14 protein-coding genes are annotated in these 18,825 nt (G+C 66.5%); 4 read left to right on the forward strand and 10 right to left on the reverse strand.

What is annotated here, in order from left to right; all coding sequences use genetic code 11:
- Positions 1-21: 21 nt before the first annotated feature.
- The 4 genes from fdhF to apbC are packed head-to-tail and all read right to left on the reverse strand — an operon-like array spanning position 22 to position 6,829.
- Complete coding sequence (gene fdhF / locus AAG813_RS17570) at positions 22-2,898, reverse strand: formate dehydrogenase subunit alpha (protein ID WP_341917114.1); 2,877 nt, start codon at positions 2,896-2,898, stop codon at positions 22-24.
- A 1-nt stretch (position 2,899) separates the two neighbouring features.
- A complete protein-coding gene (locus AAG813_RS17575) occupies positions 2,900-4,699 on the reverse strand; it encodes an NADH-ubiquinone oxidoreductase-F iron-sulfur binding region domain-containing protein (RefSeq protein ID WP_341917115.1) in 1,800 nt (599 codons plus the stop codon).
- A 41-nt stretch (positions 4,700-4,740) separates the two neighbouring features.
- On the reverse strand, positions 4,741-5,712 hold the full coding sequence (locus AAG813_RS17580) for a LysR family transcriptional regulator (RefSeq protein ID WP_341917117.1): 972 nt from the start codon (positions 5,710-5,712) through the stop codon (positions 4,741-4,743).
- A gap of 25 nt (positions 5,713-5,737) precedes the next feature.
- Positions 5,738-6,829, reverse strand: a complete 1,092-nt coding sequence (gene apbC / locus AAG813_RS17585) for an iron-sulfur cluster carrier protein ApbC (protein WP_341917119.1) — start codon at positions 6,827-6,829, stop codon at positions 5,738-5,740.
- Positions 6,830-7,143: 314 nt separating this feature from the next.
- On the opposite strand from apbC, the gene AAG813_RS17590 reads away from it, so the two are divergent.
- Both AAG813_RS17590 and AAG813_RS17595 read left to right on the forward strand, forming a co-directional pair.
- A complete protein-coding gene (locus tag AAG813_RS17590) occupies positions 7,144-7,749 on the forward strand; it encodes a SagB/ThcOx family dehydrogenase (RefSeq protein WP_341917121.1) in 606 nt (201 codons plus the stop codon).
- Between the two features lie 24 nt (positions 7,750-7,773).
- On the forward strand, positions 7,774-8,241 hold the full coding sequence (locus tag AAG813_RS17595; RefSeq protein ID WP_341917123.1) for a YbhB/YbcL family Raf kinase inhibitor-like protein: 468 nt from the start codon (positions 7,774-7,776) through the stop codon (positions 8,239-8,241).
- Positions 8,242-8,248: 7 nt separating this feature from the next.
- On the opposite strand, the gene AAG813_RS17600 is transcribed toward AAG813_RS17595, so the two are convergent.
- From AAG813_RS17600 to lon, 5 genes are all read right to left on the reverse strand, one after another.
- Complete coding sequence (locus tag AAG813_RS17600) at positions 8,249-9,271, reverse strand: hypothetical protein (protein ID WP_341917125.1); 1,023 nt, start codon at positions 9,269-9,271, stop codon at positions 8,249-8,251.
- A complete protein-coding gene (locus AAG813_RS17605) occupies positions 9,268-9,615 on the reverse strand; it encodes a hypothetical protein (protein ID WP_341917127.1) in 348 nt (115 codons plus the stop codon). The genes AAG813_RS17600 and AAG813_RS17605 overlap by 4 nt, the downstream gene beginning before the upstream one ends.
- A 176-nt stretch (positions 9,616-9,791) precedes the next feature.
- Entirely contained in the window at positions 9,792-11,519 is a 1,728-nt protein-coding gene (gene polX, locus AAG813_RS17610; RefSeq protein WP_341917129.1) for a DNA polymerase/3'-5' exonuclease PolX, read from the reverse strand.
- A complete protein-coding gene (locus tag AAG813_RS17615) occupies positions 11,519-11,689 on the reverse strand; it encodes a hypothetical protein (protein ID WP_341917131.1) in 171 nt (56 codons plus the stop codon). Before AAG813_RS17615 ends, polX begins: the two co-directional genes overlap by 1 nt.
- Before the next feature lie 10 nt (positions 11,690-11,699).
- Positions 11,700-14,069, reverse strand: coding sequence for an endopeptidase La (gene lon, locus AAG813_RS17620; RefSeq protein ID WP_341917133.1), 2,370 nt, complete (start codon positions 14,067-14,069; stop codon positions 11,700-11,702).
- 362 nt (positions 14,070-14,431) lie between these two features.
- On the opposite strand from lon, the gene metG reads away from it, so the two are divergent.
- The gene (gene metG, locus AAG813_RS17625; protein ID WP_341917134.1) at positions 14,432-16,513 is read left to right on the forward strand and encodes a methionine--tRNA ligase; all 2,082 of its coding nucleotides are present in this window, start codon (positions 14,432-14,434) and stop codon (positions 16,511-16,513) included.
- 167 nt (positions 16,514-16,680) lie between these two features.
- Here metG and AAG813_RS17630 read toward each other — a convergent pair whose 3' ends face one another.
- Positions 16,681-18,432 carry a 7TM diverse intracellular signaling domain-containing protein gene (locus AAG813_RS17630; protein WP_341917136.1) on the reverse strand — a complete coding sequence of 584 codons (1,752 nt, stop codon included), beginning with the start codon at positions 18,430-18,432 and terminating at the stop codon, positions 16,681-16,683.
- 145 nt (positions 18,433-18,577) lie between these two features.
- Here AAG813_RS17630 and AAG813_RS17635 point away from each other — a divergent pair.
- A partial coding sequence (locus tag AAG813_RS17635; protein ID WP_341917139.1) for a SulP family inorganic anion transporter occupies positions 18,578-18,825 on the forward strand: 248 nt, incomplete at its 3' end.

The raw sequence follows: 18,825 nt of genomic DNA on the forward strand, positions 1-18,825 counted from the left end.
TGTCACCCACAGCCTGGAAGGTCAAAGACCTCCGGCAGCAGCGGGGCCGTAGCCTGCCGCCCCTGCCAGCTGCCCGCCGCGATGAATTGCCACGGCGCAGTACTTGAATTCCGGAATTTTTCCGAATGGGTCCAGCGCAGCGTTGGTCATCAGGTTGGCCGCGGCTTCGTAATAGGCGAACGGAATGAACACCGCCCCCTGCGGCATGCCGTCGTCGCGCCGCACATGAAGGGCGACCGCCCCGCGCCGCGATTGCACGGTGATCACATCGCCCGGTGCCAGCCCCAGCGCCAGCAAGTCGGCACCACACAGCGAGGCTGTGGCCAGGGGTTCGATGGCATCGAGCACGGAGGTGCGCCGCGTCATGCTGCCGGTGTGCCAGTGCTCGAGCTGGCGGCCGGTGATCAGCACAAACGGGTAGTCGGCGTCGGGCCGTTCGTTGGCAGGAATGATGTCGGCCGGGACCAGATGTACGCGCCCGTCGTCGGTGGCAAAGTGGTCGATGAACACGGTGGGCGCCCCCGGATCGTCTTCGCTCAGGCAGGGGTAGGTCACGCTGGATTCGCGCTGCAGCCGCTCCCAGCTGATGCCCGCAATCGCGGTGTGCATGGCCTGACGCATCTCCTCGTAGACAGCGGCCACGCCATCCTGCGCACCTGCGTAATGCCAGTTCAGCCCCATGCGGCTGGCGAGTTGCTGGATGATCCACAGGTCGGGTCTTGCCTCACCGGGCGCCTCGACCGCCTGCCTGCCCATCTGCACCATGCGGTCGGTGTTGGTGACGGTGCCGGTCTTTTCAGGCCAGGCGGTGGCGGGCAGCACCACATCGGCCAGCCACGCAGTCTCGGTCATGAAGATGTCCTGCACCACCAGATGCTGCAGGCTGGCCAGCGCATGGCGCGCGTGGTTCAGGTCGGGGTCGCTCATGGCCGGGTTTTCGCCCATGATGTACATGCCGCGCACCTTGTGCGGGTCGCTGTCGGGCGCCAGCGCCTTGTGCATGATTTCAACCACGGTGTAACCGGGTTTTTCGTCGAGTTTCGCATTCCAGAAGTTCTCGAACCATTGGTGCGCGGCTGCGTTGTCCACCCGCTGGTAGTTGGGAAACATCATGGGAATCAGGCCCGCGTCGCTGGCACCCTGCACGTTGTTCTGGCCGCGCAGCGGGTGCAGGCCGGAGCCGGGCTTGCCGATCTGCCCGGTCACGGTGGCCAGGGCGATCAGGCAACGCGCGTTGTCGGTACCGTGGACATGCTGGCTGATGCCCATGCCCCACAGAATCATGGCGGCTTTGGCCTTGGCAAACGCGCGGGCAACCTCGCGCAGGGTGGCGGCGGGGATCCCGCACACCGGCGCCATCGCCTCGGGGCTGTAGCCCTTGACGTTTTCCCGGAGCGCTTCGTAATTGCTGGCACGCCTGTCGATGAAGTCCTGGTCCACCAGGCCCTCCTCGATCACCGTGTGGATCAGTGCATTGAGCATGGCCACGTCGGTGTCGGCCTTGAACTGCAGCGTGCGCCAGGCGTTCCGGCCGATATCGGTGACGCGCGGATCAGCGAGCACGATCCTGGCGCCCTTCTGCGCGGCATTCTTCATCCAGGTGGCGGCCACGGGATGGTTGGCCGAAGGGTTGGAGCCGATCACAAATATCAGATCCGAATGTGCAACGTCGTTGACCTGGTTGCTCACCGCGCCCGAACCCACACCCTCCAGCAGCGCCGCCACGCTGGACGCGTGGCACAGGCGCGTGCAATGGTCCACGTTGTTGGAGCCGAAGCCGGTGCGCACCAGTTTCTGGAACAGGTAGGCCTCTTCGTTGCTGCCCTTGGCGGAGCCAAAGCCCGCCAGCGACTTCTTGCCATGGGTGTCACGCAGGTGTTTGAGCGGGCCGGCGGCCAGCGCCAGAGCCTCTTCCCAGCTCGCTTCGCGGAACACTTCCGACCAGTCCGCCGTGTTGCGGTTCAGATGTTGCAAGGCGGCCGGGTCCTTGGGGACACCGGCCTTGCGGATCAGGGGTTGGGTCAGGCGCTGGGGACTGTGCGCGTAGTCGAAACCAAAACGCCCCTTGACACACAGCCGCGAATGGTTGGCCGGTCCGTCACGGCCATCGACACTGACAATTTGGTTGCCTTTCACCTTGTAGGTCACCAGGCAGCCGACGCCGCAGAAGGGGCAGACCGAATCAACTTTTTTATCGACGGCCTGGGACCCCACCAGGGTCTTGGGCATCAGGGCACCGGTCGGACAGGCCTGCACACACTCGCCGCAGGCCACGCAGCTGCTGTCGCCCATCGCGTCGCCCAGGTCAAAAACGATCTCGCTGTGCGATCCGCGCAGGGCGTAGCCGATCACGTCGTTGACCTGCTCTTCGCGGCAGGCGGTCACGCAACGCTTGCACTGGATGCAGGCGTCCAGGTTCACGGCCATGGCCGGGTGCGACACATCGGCGGCCGGCTGCTCGCGGCGCAACGCTTTCAGCTCGGGTCGCACGACAACATCCATGCGCGCGGCCCACGCGCTGAGTTCGCCGTGTTGCAGCGATTCATCGATCTCATCCCATTTGTAGCCAGTGTCGGGCATGTCGGAGAGCAGCATCTCCAGCACCATCTTCTGGCTCCTGACAGCGCGTTCGCTGCCGGCCTGCACCTCCATCCCGGCCGTGACGCTGCGGCAGCAGCTGGGGGCCAGGGTGCGTTCGCCCTTGATCTCGACCACACAGGCACGGCAGTTGCCGTCGGCGCGGTAGCCGTCCTTGTAGCAAAGGTGCGGAATGTCGACACCGCTGCGCGCGGCCGCTTTCAGTATGGATTCGCCCTCGTACGCCTCAACGGACTTGCCGTCCAGCAGAAAGGGGATGACCTGGGGCGTGACCTCAACGGGCTTGGCTGGCGCATTCATGTCAGGCGATTTCGTGAGCAAAGTATTTCTGGACACAGCGCACCGGGTTGGGCGCCGCCTGACCGAGTCCGCAAATGGACGCATCGGTCATCACCGTATTCAAATCTTCCAGCGTGGCGTTGTCCCACACGGACGCCTGCATCAACTTCGCCGCCTTGACCGTGCCGACGCGGCAAGGCGTGCACTGGCCACAGCTTTCCTGGGCGAAAAAACGCATCATGTTGAGGGCTGCATCACGGGCCTTGTCGCGCTGCCCCAGCACGATGACGGCCGCCGAGCCGATGAAGCCGCCGTGCGGCTGCAGGGTGTCGAAGTCGAGTGGCAGGTTGGCATGGCTGGCCGGGAAAATGCCGCCGGAGGCGCCGCCGGGCAGGTAGGCATACAGCTGGTGGCCGTCGGCCATGCCGCCACAGTATTCGTCGATGAGCTCCTGCACCGTGATGCCGGCCGGTGCCAGCTTGACGCCCGGGTTCTTCACGCGCCCGCTGACACTGAAAGAGCGCAGGCCCTTGCGGCCACGGCGGCCGAAGCCGCTGAACCACTGCGGGCCTTTTTCCACAATGTCGCGCACCCAGTACAGGGTCTCGAAGTTGTGCTCCAGCGTGGGCCGGCCGAACAACCCGACTTCCGCGATGTAGGGCGGGCGCAGGCGCGGCTCGCCGCGTTTGCCTTCAATGCTTTCGATCATGGCCGACTCCTCGCCGCAGATGTAGGCGCCCGCACCGCGCCGCAGCTCGATCAGGGGCAGCGGACACGGTGGATCCGCCAGCAATTTGGCCAGTTCGGCCTGCAGCATGCTGCGGCAATCGTGGTACTCGTCGCGCAAATAGATGTAGCAGGCCTCGATTCCCACCACCTGCGCCGCGATCAGCACGCCTTCCAGAAAACGGTGCGGATCACGCTCCAGCCAGGTGCGGTCCTTGAACGTGCCGGGCTCGCCCTCGTCGATGTTGACCGCCATCAGGCGCGGGCCGGGCTGGCCCTGTACGATGCGCCACTTGCGCCCCGCCGGGAACCCCGCGCCGCCCAGGCCGCGCAGGCCTGAATTTTCCATGGCGGCCAGCACCGCCCCGGCATCTTCTTCCCCGTTGACCAGCGCCGCCGCGAGTGCGTAGCCCCCGTGGGAGCGGTAGGTGGCGTAGTCGGTGAAGGCCGGCAGTACTTCGTCGGCCGAGCCCGGGACACTTTTTTCCGCGTACCCGGATGCTGCGAAATTAATAGCTTCTGGCGCTTTCCCCTCTTGGGCTGGAGGCTGATTTGCCATCACAACCACAGCCTCGACCGTGGCCAGCGGCAACGCCTGCTGGTGCACCAGCACGGCCGGCGCCTGCTCGCAGCGGCCCAGGCAGGGCGCGGCAATCACACGCACCTCCTGCCCCAGCAGCGCGGGCAGGCGCGCCAGCAGGTCCTGTGCACCGGCCAGCTCGCAGGTCAGCCCGTCGCACACGCGAACCGTGAGTCCGGGCGCCTGGCCGTCGCCCTTGACGATCTCGAAGTGGTGATAAAAGCTCGCGACCTCGTACACCTCGGCCAGGGGAATGTTCATCTCCCGGGCCAGCGCCACCAGGTGGCGCTCATGCAGGCAGCGCCAGGCGTCGTTAAGTTGGTGCAGGTGTTCGATCAGCAGGTCACGCCGGTGACCACCGTCGGGCCGCCCGCCGATCAGCGCACGCACCTCGGCCAGCGAAACCTCGTCGGCCTGGCGACCCTTGAGCTTGCTCTTGCGGCGGATGCGCTCGCGCATGTCGTCCAGCGTGGCCAGGGCCACGGCGGGAACAGGAAGGACCGGTGAAGCGTTCATGACGCACTGTCGCTCCTGGGCCCGCCCGCGTCAAATTGAATTCATGTATGCGCTGATTCAGGATCTGAATGCAAGGCCCCGCTGTGCTGCGCCGCATGGCGCAACCACTGTGCGTCCCGGGCCAATTCCAGCGCGGCTTGCAGGGCGCGCGAGGGGCTGGCCTTGGCCAGCGTGAAAAAACCGACAGGCGTGGTCACCTCCGGCTGGACCAGCGGCAGGGCTTCGAGTTCCGCATAACTGCGGACCGCGCCCACCAGCGCACCCGGCAAGACGCTGCAGACCTCGCCGGCGACCACGCTGAGCGCCAGCGCCAGGATGGAGTTGGTCTCCATGACCGGCTTGACCGCGAGCCCCAGGCCGGCAAAGGCGCTGTCCACAATACTGCGGTTGTGCATGTCGGGCGTCAGCAGGCACAGCGGCAGCTGCGCCGCTTCGCGCCAGCCTATGGCCGGCCCCACGCGCAGCCCGCCGCCCGACAGGCCAGGCGCCGCCGCGCGGCGCACCAGGAAGTAGTGTTCGGTGTACTGTGGCAGCAGCTCGAAACGGCTGGCGCGCTGGTTCAGGCGTTCGACAAACCCCAGGCCCAGGTCCAGCGACAGGTTCTCCAGTCCGAGTTCAATGTCCTGCGAGCTCAGCGACCGCACCACGGGTGAGATACCGGGGTAACGCTGGCGAAGCCCGGCCGCAAAAAGCGTGGCCACCGGCACCGCCGTCGGCACCACGCCCAGCTGCAGGGCGCCCTGCGGCTGGCTGGCACTGCTGCGCAGCTCCTGCTGCAGCAGTTCGTGTTCGTGCAGCATACGCTGCGCCGTCGCCAGCACGCGCTCGCCTTCCGGCGTGAGGCCTGCGTAGGTGCGGCCGCGCTTGACGATGCCGATGCCAAACTCTTTTTCCAGCGCACGCAGGGCGTTGGAAAGCGCCGGCTGGGTGATGCCACAGGACTGGGCGGCGCGCGCGTAGTGACGGTGCTCGCTGAGGGCCACCAGATAACGCAGCGAAGCGAGCATGTTCATGGTGAGCCCCCCGCCCGCGGGAAGATCAGGTGTTTTTCGAGACCGTGATGGTCGGGAATTTGGCGGAAAAGTCTTTCGCCTTGGCGGCAATCGTGATGGCGACCTGGCGCGCCACGGCCTTGTAGATGCCGGCAACTTCGCCGTCCGGGTCGGCCACCACGGTGGGCCGGCCGTTGTCGGCCTGCAGGCGGATCTGCATGTCCAGCGGCAGCGCGCCGAGGTAACTCATGCCGTAGTCGGCCGCCATCTTCTTGCCGCCGTCTTCGCCAAAGATGTGTTCGGTGTGGCCGCATTTGCTGCACACGTGGACTGCCATGTTTTCGACGATGCCCAGAATCGGCACGCCAACCTTCTCGAACATCTTGATGCCTTTTTTGGCGTCGAGCAGAGCGATGTCCTGAGGCGTGGTGACGATCACCGCGCCGGTCATGGGCACGCGCTGGGACAAGGTGAGCTGGATGTCGCCGGTGCCGGGCGGCATGTCGACAATCAGGTAGTCCAGGTCTTTCCAGTTGGTCTGGCGCAGCAGTTGCTCGAGCGCCTGGGTTGCCATCGGGCCGCGCCAGATCATGGCCTCGTCCTGCGCGACCAGGAAACCGATGGACATGACCTGGATGCCGTAGTTTTCCATCGGTTCCATGTTCTTGCCGTCCACGCTTTCGGGCCGGCCCTCGATGCCCATCATCATGGGCTGGCTGGGACCGTAGATGTCGGCGTCGAGCAGGCCGACGCTGGCGCCTTCAGCGGCCAGGGCCAGCGCGAGGTTGACGGCGGTGGTGCTTTTGCCCACGCCGCCCTTGCCGGAGGCCACGGCCACGATGTTCTTGACATTGGGCAGCAGTTGCACGCCGCGCTGCACGCTGTGGCTGGCGATCTTGAAACCGACGTTGACCGACACGTTGGTGACGCCCGCCACGCCCTTGGCGGCGGCGATCAGCAGCTTGCGGATGCCGGCCAGCTGGCTTTTGGCCGGGTAACCGAGTTCCACATCAAAGGACACATCGCCGCCGGCGATCTGCAGGTTTTTAAGCGCCTTGGTGCTGACAAAGTCCTTGCCGGTGTTGGGGTCAAGCACGCCTTGCAGGGCGTTCAAAATTGCCTGTTGTTCTACAGCCATCTGGGGAGTCTCCGATTGAATCTGGGGTGGCAAGCCGGCCGCACCGGGGCGCGCCGCGCGGCAGCGGGTTGGGCTGAAGTCTAAGCCAATGCCGGGGCAGGTGCCGGCCGGCCGGCGATGACCTGACAACCCGGCCATGCGTGCGGGCTTTCGCCGGGGTGCAGCCTTGATCTGCCTCAATGCGCGCCATGGACACAGGCGGAAAATGATTTGCCTTGGGGATGCAAGGAAGGCATGGGCCCTCACGGCATCCGCTCCGTGGCCCCCTGCGCGGCCCGCGTTTTGACAGGTTCTGCTTCCTGCTGGAGGATTTCATGTCCACGATACCGCTCAATCTGGAAACCGACACGGTGGTCCTGCCGCCGCCGGTCCTGCCGCCTGCCGCCACGCTGGCGCAAGCCCTGGAGAAGCGCTGCAGTTCGCGCGCCTTCCTGCCGGATGCCCTGCCCCTGGAAACGCTGTCAGCGCTGCTGTGGGCCGGTTTTGGCATCAACCGGCAGGGCAGCGCCCACCGCACCGCACCGTCGGCCCGCAACTGGCAGGAGATCGACGTTTACGCCGTGCTGCCCGAAGGCGCGTACCGATACGATGCCCTGTCCCACCAGTTGCTGCTGGTCAAGGCCGAGGACCTGCGCAGTGCCACCGGCACGCAGGACTTCGTGGCCACCGCACCGCTGAATCTGGTTTACGTGGCGGACTTCAGCCGCATGCACGATGCCAGTGCCGAGGATCGCCATTTTCTTGCCGGCGCAGATGCTGGCTGCATTGCCCAGAATGTCTACCTGTTTTGCGCGGCCACCGGTCTGGCGACGGTGGTTCGCGGCCTGATCGACCGGGGCCGGCTGGCGGCGGCCCTGGGCTTGTCTCCGACCCAGCGCATCGCCCTGGCACAAACCGTCGGTTCCCCGGCGGCGCCATGAAACCTGCCTGACCGGGAAACATCCATGGAACTGCGTTCAAGCGCCTTTGCGCCGAATGGCGAGATACCGCGGCGCCACACCTGCGAAGGCGACGACAGCGCCCCGCCGCTGCACTGGGAGGGTGTCCCGCCAGCCGCGCGCAGCCTGGTGTTGATCGTGGACGATCCCGATGCGCCCGACCCCGCCGCACCGCGGCAGACCTGGGTGCACTGGGTGCTGGTCGACCTGCCGCCGGACAGCACCGGCTTGCCGGCAGGTGGCCAGCCCTTGCCGGCCGGTGCGCGCCCAGGCCTCAACGACTGGCACCGGGCGGACTACGGCGGACCCTGCCCGCCGATAGGCCGGCACCGCTACTTCTTCAAGCTCTACGCTTTGGATACGGCACTGCCGGCGCTGCAGCAACCGACCAAGGCGGCCGTCGAGCGCGCCATGCAAGGCCATGTGCTGGCCAGCGCAGAACTGGTGGGCACCTACCAGAAGACCCACGCCTGAGCGCGACTCACGGTATGTCGATGGCCTGATCCGCCCCAGCCTCCCGGCAGGCTGCGCCCCAGCGGGTCGCACCAAAGGCCTCCAGGAAACGGTCCAGCTCCTGCGCCGGCAGGTGGTCGATACCCGCCGCCCCGGCCCGGCCGGCGCCACCGAAACGGCGGCACAGTTCCCGCGCGCCACCGGCGGCGACCAGCGGCGCACGCACACTCACGACGTAGCCATCGCCATGCACCGCCTTGAGCACGGCATGCGCCCTGCCCGGCTCGGCACGGGCGAGTTCATTGGCCAGGCAGCCGATCACGCGCCGGCTCCAGCCGGCATCCGGCAGCAGGATCGCGCGGGCTCGGTCGTTCTGACAGTGCGGCGGCAGGTCTGCCGCCCGGCGCAGGTCCTCGCGGCGCCGGCCATCGAGTTGCTGCGCGATCGGCTCGTGTTGCAGCAGCTCGAGCGGATCGCGGTAACGCAGCAGCGTCTCGTACAGGCGCGTCGGCGTGATGAAAACATCGCTTTCCTCTTCACCGTAAGCGTTGTAATTGATGGCCTCGCCGAGCATGCGCAAGCGCTCACGGTCCTGGATGGTCATGCCCGTCTGCGCTGCCAGCGCGTCGGCCACGCCGGTCAGGTTGTCGCCATACGCTCCCACCAGCGCCCAGGACCGGTGGGCGCCGCCGAGGTAACGGTCCATCAGCAGGCTGGTGCAGGTCTGGCTGTCGAGGTCAATATGGGTTTCCAGGTTCGGATGGTCCGGCACATCGGACGGCGCGTGGTGATCGAAGTAGCGCACCCGTGCGCCCGCGGCAAGCAGGCGCAGCAGGGCCGCCCGGTTGCGCTGCAGCGACACGTCGCACACCAGCACCTCGTCACCCGGCCCGGCCTGCACCCGCTCCAGCAGCGCGATATCGCGCTTGAGCCCGGTGACCAGCACCGCGGACGCCGGCTGCTGCAGCCGCCATTGCAGCAAGGCGCACAGGCCGTCGGCATCGCCGTTGCAGACGTCAATCTGCCGACCCACGGCCGGCCCCACGGTCATTGCCCTTCCGGGTGGGGCGGCGACGGGCCTTCGGCGGGCTCGCCGGTCTCGGGATCCAGCCATTCGCCGATGCCGATCTCGCGTTCAGCCTCCTGCAGGCTGAGGGCGGGCTCCAGTTCGCCGCCGTCGGCGGCATCCATGTCCTGCTGCGCGAGTTCCAGCGTCTCGAACGGGCCGAACTCCTGTTTGCCGTCCTGCGCCAGCCAGTGGTAGCCGTCCGGCCTGGCCACGATCCGCCCCGCTGGCTCAGGCGGTTCGGCGGCTTCGGCTAACCCGTCGGGTTGGTCCTCGTCCTCATTCTGTGGGGGCGGGGCGCCCGCCGGGGTGGTGGTCTTGCGTGTCATTCATTCTCCTTCCATGGCGACAGCGGGTCACTTGCCCGCAACGGAGCCCCGCTGACGGCAAGCCCCATTTTGTGCAGTGTGGCCCCAGCTGGCAAGCCAGCCGTGATGTTGATCAACACCGCTGCAAGTGGCAGGTTGCCCGGCTGCGGTGACAGGCCGGCGACGCCGCCCGGGTGTCATTGCATGGTGCGGGCGAGCAGCGGCCGCAGGTCTTGCAGCGCGCGGGTGTTCAGCACATCGGCTTTTTCAAGCCAGCCGCGCCGAGCCTGGTCGATGCCGCAGGCCAGGTGGTTGAATTCCAGCGTGCTGTGGGCGTCCGAATTGATGCAGACCAGCACGCCTTCGTCCCTGGCCATCTGGCAGGCCGTATCGGTCAGATCGAGACGCGACGGCTGGGCATTGAGCTCGACGAAGCAGCCCCGCTCCCGCGCCTTGCGCAGCACCCGCAACAGATCGAAGTCGCAGGCGGGCCGCTCGCCGATCAGGCGCCCGCCCGGGTGCGCCAGCAGCGTGAAATACCGGCTGTCCATCGCCCGCAGCAACCGCGCGGTCTGTTTCGCGCGCGGCAGGTCGAGACGGTGGTGCACCGCGCCCACCACCAGGTCCAGCCGCTGCAGAATGGTGTCGGGCAGATCCAGCGTACCGTCCTCGAGGATGTCAACTTCGACACCCTTGAGAACCGTGAAGCCCGGCGACTGTTCGTTGAACCGGTCGATACGATCGATCTGCCGCGCCAGCCGGACCGGATCGACGCCCCGGGCGACACCGAGGCGGCGCGAGTGCTCGGTGATGGCCAGGTACTGCAGCCCGTGGGCACGGGCCGCGGCAGTCATGGCTTCCAGGCTGTCCAGGCCGTCACTCTCGCGGGTGTGCACGTGCAGGTCGCCACCCAGGTCCCCCAGGGTCACCAGCACCGGCAGCCGGCCCTGGCGCGCTGCCTCGATTTCGCCGCGGTCCTCGCGCAGCTCGGGTTCGATGTACCGCAGGCCGATGGCCTGGTAAAGCGCTTCCTCGGTGGCGCCGGGCAGGCGCTCCCGGCCGCGGAAGACGCCGTATTCGTTGATCTTCAGCCCGCGCTCCTGCGCCAGCCGACGCAAGGCGATGTTGTGCGCCTTCGAGCCAGTGAAGTAGACCCACGCCGCGCCGAAACTTTCCGCCGGCACAGCCCGCAGATCCACCTGCAACCCGCTCCTGAGGACCACACTGGCCCGGGTCGTTCCGTGGGCCAGCACCCGGCTCACCTCCCCGCCGCTGACAAACCGATCAATCACCGGACTGCTGCCGCTCAGGCTGACCAGCAGGTCCAGATCCCCCACCGTCTCGCGCCGCCGCCGCAGGCTGCCGGCAGCCACGGCGCGCGCCACGCCGGGCACGCCCGCCAGGTCGGCCAGCAGCCCTGCAGCGGTCTGGTCCGCCCGCCACAGCGGTATGCGCCGCTCGTCCTGCAGCTGCGCGGCCGTCGCCTCCAGGATGGCCTGCTGGCTTTTGGGACCGAAGCCGTGAATCGCCTGCACCCGTCCCTCCCGGGCCGCCCGGTGCAGCTGTTCGATCGTCTGAACCCCAAGTTCATGGTGCAACACCCGCACCTTCTTTGGCCCCAGGCCCGGCACTCTCAGCAGTTCGGTGATGCCAGGCGGAAGCTCCCGGCGCAGGCGCCCGAGCAAGGCGCAGGAGCCGGTTTCCGCGATCTCCCGGATCTTGCCCGCCAGGTCCGGGCCGATGCCGGGGAGATCGTCGAGATCGGCACCCCGGGCCAGCAGGACCGGCACCGGCTGGCCCAGTTCGCCGACGGTGCGGGCGGCATTGCGGTAGGCACGAATGCGAAAGGGATTCGCCCCCTCGATGTCGAGCAGATCCGCGATGTCGTTGAGGGCCGCGGCGATGTCGGCGTTATGCGCTGGCATCACATCCGGCGCGCGGCCCACTGCCGGGCCCTGGCGATGGCAATGCGGATGGCGCTTCCTTCGTCCATGCCCTCGGCGAGCAGCGCATTGGCCACCTCTATCGCCTTGAGGCGCACCGGCTCCGGCAAGCCGCGCATGGACACCGGGTAACGCTGAGCCGTCCAGGGCATGGGATTGGCCTCACACCAGCATGAAGCCGCTTGCACCCGGCGCCGCATCACCGCCCAGTGCCGCTGCAATGGCGTCATCCACGTGATCGAGCCAGACGAAGGACAGGGCCTGCCGCGTGGTTTCGGGCACGTCGCGCAAGTCCTTTTCATTGCGCCTTGGCAGCAGCACGGTTCGTACACCGGCACGCTGCGCCGCCAGCACCTTTTCCTTGATGCCGCCCACCGGCAGCACCAGGCCGCGCAGGCTGATTTCGCCGGTCATGGCCACCTCGTGGCGCACCGCCCGGTCGGTGAACATCGACGCCAGCGCAATGAACATGGCCACCCCGGCACTCGGCCCGTCCTTGGGAATGGCACCGGCCGGCACATGCACATGCACGTCAACCCCATCGAAACTGGCCGCCGCAATGCGCAGCAGCGGCGCGCGCGATTTCACCAGCGTCAGGGCGGCCTGGGCACTTTCCTTCATCACGTCGCCAAGCTGGCCGGTCAGGATCAGCCGGCCGCTGCCGGCAACACGGGTGGCCTCGATGAACAGGATGTCGCCGCCCGCCGGTGTCCAGGCCAGCCCGGTCGCCACGCCCGGCAAACTGCTGCGCAGGGCGATTTCGTGTTCGAATTTCGCCGGACCCAGCAACGCGTCGAGGTCGGCAGCATCGACGCGCACCTGCGCTTTCGAACCATCGGCAATCTGCACTGCGGCGTGGCGCATGACGCGCCCGATCTCGCGCTCGAGCTGGCGTACGCCGGCCTCGTGGGTGTAGTCGGCCACGAGTGCCTGCAGGGCCCCAGTGGTCAGCTCGCACTGGCCTTCATGCAAGCCGGTGGCTTCGCGCTGGCGCCGCACCAGGTAACGCTGCGCGATCTGCAGTTTTTCCTCCTGCGTGTAGCCCGGCAGGTCGATCACCTCCATGCGGTCCCGCACCGGCGCGGGCACGTGGTCCATCACATTGGCCGTGGCGATGAACACCACGCGGCTCAGGTCGAAGGGCACGCCCAGATAGTTGTCACGGAAGGTCGAGTTCTGTTCCGGATCCAGCACCTCTAGCAGTGCCGCGGACGGATCGCCTTGGGCGCTCGGCGAAACCTTGTCGATTTCATCGAGCATCATCACGCAGTGGCGCGCGCCGGCCTTGCGCAGGCTCTGCACAATCATGCCCGGCATGGCGCCTATGTAGGTACGGCGATGGCCGCGGATCTCGGCTTCGTCATGCACGCCGCCCAGCGACACCCGCACCAAAGGGCGGTCCAGCGCGCGTGCAATGCTTTGCCCGAGCGAGGTCTTGCCCACGCCGGGAGGACCGACAAAACACAGGATGGGGGCGCGCCCCTGCGGGTTGAGTTTTTGCACCGCCAGAAACTCGACAATGCGCTGCTTGATGCGCTCCAGCCCGTAATGGTCCGCCTCGAGGATGCGGCGTGCTTCGGCCAGGTCGATCGGGGCGGGTTCCGGCGCCGCCCAGGGCAGCTCGGTCATCCATTCGAGATAGGTGCGCAGCATCGAATGTTCACCGGAGGCTTCCGGCATGCGCTGCAGGCGCCCCAGTTCCTTGCGCGCCTGCGCCTCCACCTCGGCGGGCATGCCGGACATGGTGATCAGCTCGCCGATTCGCGCGACATCCTCACCGTCGCCGTCCTCGCCGAGCTCCTTCTGGATGGTCTTGAGCTGCTCGCGCAGCAGGTATTTGCGCTGGCGGTCATCCATCTGCTCCTTGGTGCGCTCGCCGATTTCCTGCGACAGCCGCAACACCTCGATGCGCCGCGACAGGATCTGCAGCACTTTCTGCAGCCGCTCCTCGGAGTCCACGGTTTCCAGCAGCATCTGTTTTTCCGCGATTTCGGTATCCAGCAGGCTGGCCACGATGTCAGCCAGGTGCGACGGCGCCCGCACGGTCTGCAGGGTGTGGGCCAGTTCGGCCGGGGCGCCCGGCAACAGCGAGAGGATTTCCACGGCCCGTTCGCGCAACTGCAGCCCCAGGGCTTCCGCCTGGGTGGAAACGGTGGACGGCTCTTCAAGGGCCTGCACGCGCGCGGCCAGAAAAGGGTAACCCTCGACCAGGGCCTCGATCCGGAAACGCGCCACGCCCTGGCAGACGGCATGCTGCAGTTTTTCATCGGTATCCACGTGCTGCAGGACCTTGGCGAAGGTGCCGACATCGCAGAGGGCGTCGCGGCCGGGATCATCCACCCGGGCGTCCCGCTGTAGCACGATGCCCACCGGGGTGCCGCTCCTGCGCGCATGCGCGATGGCCGCAATGGATTTTTCGCGGCCGACGGTGATAGGCACCAGCGCGTGCGGGAACAGCACCACGTTGCGCATCGGCACCAGGGCAACCACCCCCTCGGGCAGCGTCAGCGGATTGGCGTCTGGCAAGTCCATCGGTCACCTCGTCTTGCTGGGATGTCACTCAAGTACGCTGGCGCCGCAACAGGCCAGGCGGCTGGCCACCGGCAGGAGGTTGGAACGTTCCGCCGGTGTGTCCCGGACAGCAGCGCATTGCCCGGGAAGGCGACCTGCCTCCACGGTGGAGACAGGGCCGATTTCAGTATAGCCACGGCCTGCGGCGCAGAAAACGGGCCACCGGGCCTTCATGTTGACTTGCATCAAGCAAAGGAAGCGCTTCCCGCCCATCGAGCACCGGCGGGGGTGTCCCACGCGGGCGCTGCGGACGCAGCAGGGCGGTCCGACTTAAAATCACGGGTTAGCCTCCGCAAGCTCCAACAGCTCACCAAAGCACCACCATGCCCCAGCGCCGCCTTTTTGTCACCACCGCCCTGCCCTACGCCAATGGCAACTTCCACATCGGCCACATCATGGAGTACATCCAGGCCGACATCTGGGTGCGCTTCCAGAGGATGCAGGGCCATGCGGTGAATTTTGTCGGCGCTGACGACGCCCATGGCGCGCCCATCATGATTGCGGCCGAGAAGGCCGGCAAGACACCGCAGCAGTTCGTGGCTGACATCGCTGCGGGACGCAAACCTTACCTCGACGGCTTTCACATCAGCTTTGACAATTGGCATTCGACCGATGCACCGGAGAACCACCAGTTGGCCCAGCAGATCTACCGGGACCTCCAGAAGGCCGGTCTGATTTCAACCAAAACCATCGAGCAGTTCTTCGATGTCGAAAAGAACATGTTCCTGCCGGACCGCTTCATCAAGGGCCAGTGCCCCAAATGCGGTGCGAAAGACCAGTACGGTGACAACTGCGAGGTCTGCGGCGCGGTGTATGCACCGACCGACCTGATCAACCCCTACTCGGCCCTGTCGGGCGCCACGCCGGTACTCAAAAGCTCCGAGCACTTTTTCTTCCGGCTGTCCGACCCGCGCTGCGTTGAGTTCCTCGAGCAGTGGACGCAGGACGGCAAGCTGCAACCCGAAGTGGCCAACAAGGTCAGGGAATGGTTCTCGGTGCGTGACAACGCCGACGGCAGCCAGAGCGAAGGCCTGGGCGACTGGGACATCTCGCGCGACGCGCCCTATTTCGGCATCGAGATCCCCGACGCGCCGGGCAAGTATTTCTATGTCTGGCTCGATGCGCCGGTCGGCTACCTCGCGTCGCTGAAAAACCTGCTCGACAAGCGCGGCGAGGACTACGCGGCCTACATGGCCGACCCGCGGCTCGAGCAGTACCACTTCATCGGCAAGGACATCGTCACCTTCCACACCCTGTTCTGGCCGGCGATGCTGCATTTCAGCGGCCGCAAGACACCGGACAACGTGTTTGTGCACGGTTTCCTGACCGTCAACAACGGCGAGAAGATGAGCAAGAGCCGCGGCACCGGGCTGGATCCGCTCAAGTACCTGAGCCTGGGCATGAACCCGGAATGGCTGCGTTACTACCTGGCCGCCAAGCTCAATGCACGCAACGAGGACATCGACTTCAACGCCGACGACTTCATGGCCCGCGTCAACAGCGACCTGGTCGGCAAATACATCAATATCGCCAGCCGCGCCGCCGGATTCATTGCCAAGCGTTTTGGTGGAAAACTCGGCGAGGTATCTGCAGACGGCGATGCGCTGCTGTCGGTGCTGCGCGCCCAGAGCGACACCATCACGCAGCTGTATGAATTCCGTGAATTCGCCAAGGCCCTGCGTGAAGTCATGCTGCTGGCCGACCGCGTCAACGCCTATGTGGACCAGAACAAGCCCTGGGAACTGGCCAAGCAGGACGGCATGGACACGCGCCTGCAGGATGTCTGCACGGTGTGTATCGAGGCTTTCCGCCTGTTGACCATTTACCTCAAGCCGGTGCTGCCGGCGCTGGGTGCGGAGGTGGAAAACTTCCTGAAAACCGGGCCACTGGGCTTTGCCGATGCCGCTGCCGGCCTGGGCAACGGCCACCTGATCGGCGACTACAAACACCTGCTGCAACGCGTGGACATCAAGCAGCTCGATGCCTTGTTTGAGGCTCCAGCCCAGGACACGCCTGCGCCAGCAGCTATCGAATCCATAGCACCCGGCGGCGAGGACATTGCCCCCGCCATCACCATCGACGACTTCAGCAAGATCGACCTGCGCATTGCCAAAATCGTCAACTGCGAGGCTGTCGAAGGCTCGACCAAGCTGCTGCGGCTGACGCTGGACGTGGGCGAAGGCACCCTGCGCAACGTCTTCAGCGGCATCGCCTCCTGCTACCAGCCGGCAGACCTGATCGGCAAACACACGGTGATGGTCGCCAACCTGGCGCCGCGCAAGATGAAGTTCGGCATCAGCGAGGGCATGGTGCTGGCCGCCAGCCATGCCAATGAAAAAGCCGAGCCGGGCATCTTTGTGCTCGAGCCTTTGCCCGGCGCGCAGCCCGGCATGCGCGTCAGGTAAGGAAGCGCTGAAGGAGTCCTTGCGGATGAGCGGCAGCCGGATCGGGATGGGATGCGAGGCGGATTTCGCAGCCAATAGTTGGCTATTGGCAAGAAATTCAACGTAGCAGACCGCCCGAGCCCGGCTGATCGCGCGCCGCAGGGGACTTGTTCGGCGCTTCCTAAAGCTCAGGCGACAAATCGCAGGGCCTTGCCCGGACGAGCCGCCATCTCGGTCACCACGGCCTCCAGCGCCTGCAGCAGCAGCGCCACCCCCGCCGTCTGAAACGGCGCCGCCGCGATGGCCACCTTGAGCTGCAGCACCGCACCCGGTGGCAGCAGCTCGCTGGGCGCGAGGCCCCGAGCGATCAGGCGCTGCCCCATTTCCGAGAGCTGGTCGCGCGTGACTCGGCCTTTGAGGATCAGCACAAAATCGCCTTCGCGGTGACGCGCCACGGTGTCGCCCTCGCGGGCCACCTGGGTGATGCAGGCACCTGCATGCACCAGCGCCATCTGCGCCACCTGCAGCCCGTATTCGTCGCGAAGCGCCTGGATGTTGCCGATGCGCACGCGCAGCACCGCCCCCGAAGACGGCTCGCGCAGCTGGTGAATGAGCAGTTGATGCAGCCGCTCAAGCATCACCCGGTGGTTGACCGCACCGGTCAACGGGTCAATCCGGTCCATGGTGTCGATACGGGCCCGGTTGTCACGCCGTTCACGGTTGCGCAGGTACAGGGCAATCAGCAGCAGCGGGATCTCCAGGGCCACGCCCAGCTGCGCGCCGTATTGCGTCATGAAGGACACCGGCACCAGCTGCATGTTGCGCAGGACCGGGAACACGGCGCCAGCCAGCATCGCCAGCACGCCGGCCAGCACCCACAGGCCGACGCGCGGAATGCGCCAGGCGTACCACAGCGCCACCGCGAGATACACGACGAAACTGGCCAGGTAGTAGGGACCGGAGATCGCAAAAAACGGGTTGCGCCCGACAAACAGGAAACCCAGCGCCAGCAGGGCGCCCACGCCGGCCATGACCAGCATCAGGCGGGTGGCCCAGCGGCCGCCGCGCCCGACCACCAGCCCGCGCAGGAAGAGGTGGCCCAGCGCCGCCCCCGTCACGGGAAGCACATTGGACGCCACGTCATTCCACCAGGGGTTGTCGGGCCAGAAATACTCGCCGGCCAGCCCCGTGAGCGAGAGCTGGCCCGAGGCGATCACCAGCACATAGGCCGCGTAATAAAAATGGATGGCGTCGCGCCAGAAATAGGCATTGACGGTACAGATCACCAGCACCAGCGCCACCAGCCCGGCATAGGCGCCCAGCAGGAAATGCCAGCGCTTGCTCGACGCCTGGAAATCGCGCGCCGGCCAGACGCTCCAGCGCACGCTGATGGGATGGCTGTGCTGCACCCGCAGATAGCTGGCCCGGGCCTCGCCCGGCTGCTGCACCAGCTCGAACGCCGGATGCAGGTAAGGCACGGGCCATTGCGAGACCGGGATCGAATCACCCGAGCGCAGGACCTGCCAGCTGCCATCGGCCTGGGGCCGGTACAAATCCACGTGGTTCATGCCGGGGTGCGGCAAGGCCAGCACCAGCGGGGTCGGCTCACGGACAGCGGGCAGGGCCAGCTGATACCACAGGGCGGTGGCGCCGCCCGCCGGCATGATGCGCTCGGCGCTGGCCGGTGTGGCCTCGCCATTTGCAAAACGCTGCTGAACCTGCGCCAGCGTCTGCTGACCCGAGGTATCCACCAGGACCAGCGCTTCGCCTTGCCGACCCAGCCATCCGGAGGCCGGGGCCGACCCGGTCTGCGCCAGCACCGGCGGACCGGCTGCCAGCCAGCAGGCCGCCAGGACCCAGGCGACGAAGGCGCGCAGTGCCCGGCCGGAACGGCCCGTGACCCGACATGACAAACACCAATGGCTGGGGGAAAGTGGCATGGAGCGTGCGTGCGCGGCTTAAGATGGACAACCGCAGGTATTTGAAACAAGAAAAGACGTGTCCCACTTTAACAAGGGACTCCCGGTCTGACCATCCCACAGTTGGAGGATGCACCCGGCCGGCGTGTCACTCTGGAGTCTTCTGATGAACTTGCCCGCCTACCTCGCGCCTTTTCGCCCCCGCATCTTTTCAGCGCTGCGCGGCTACACGCGCGAACGTTTCAGCAAGGACCTGGGCGCGGGCATGACCGTCGGCATTGTGGCCCTGCCGCTGGCCATGGCCTTTGCCATTGCCTCCGGGCTGTCGCCGCAGGCCGGCATCTGGACGGCCATCATTGCCGGCGGGCTGATTGCCCTGCTGGGCGGCTCGGCCGTGCAGATCGGCGGGCCGGC

The sequence above is a fragment of the Polaromonas sp. YR568 genome (assembly GCF_943371715.1).
Lineage (GTDB): Bacteria > Pseudomonadota > Gammaproteobacteria > Burkholderiales > Burkholderiaceae_C > Polaromonas.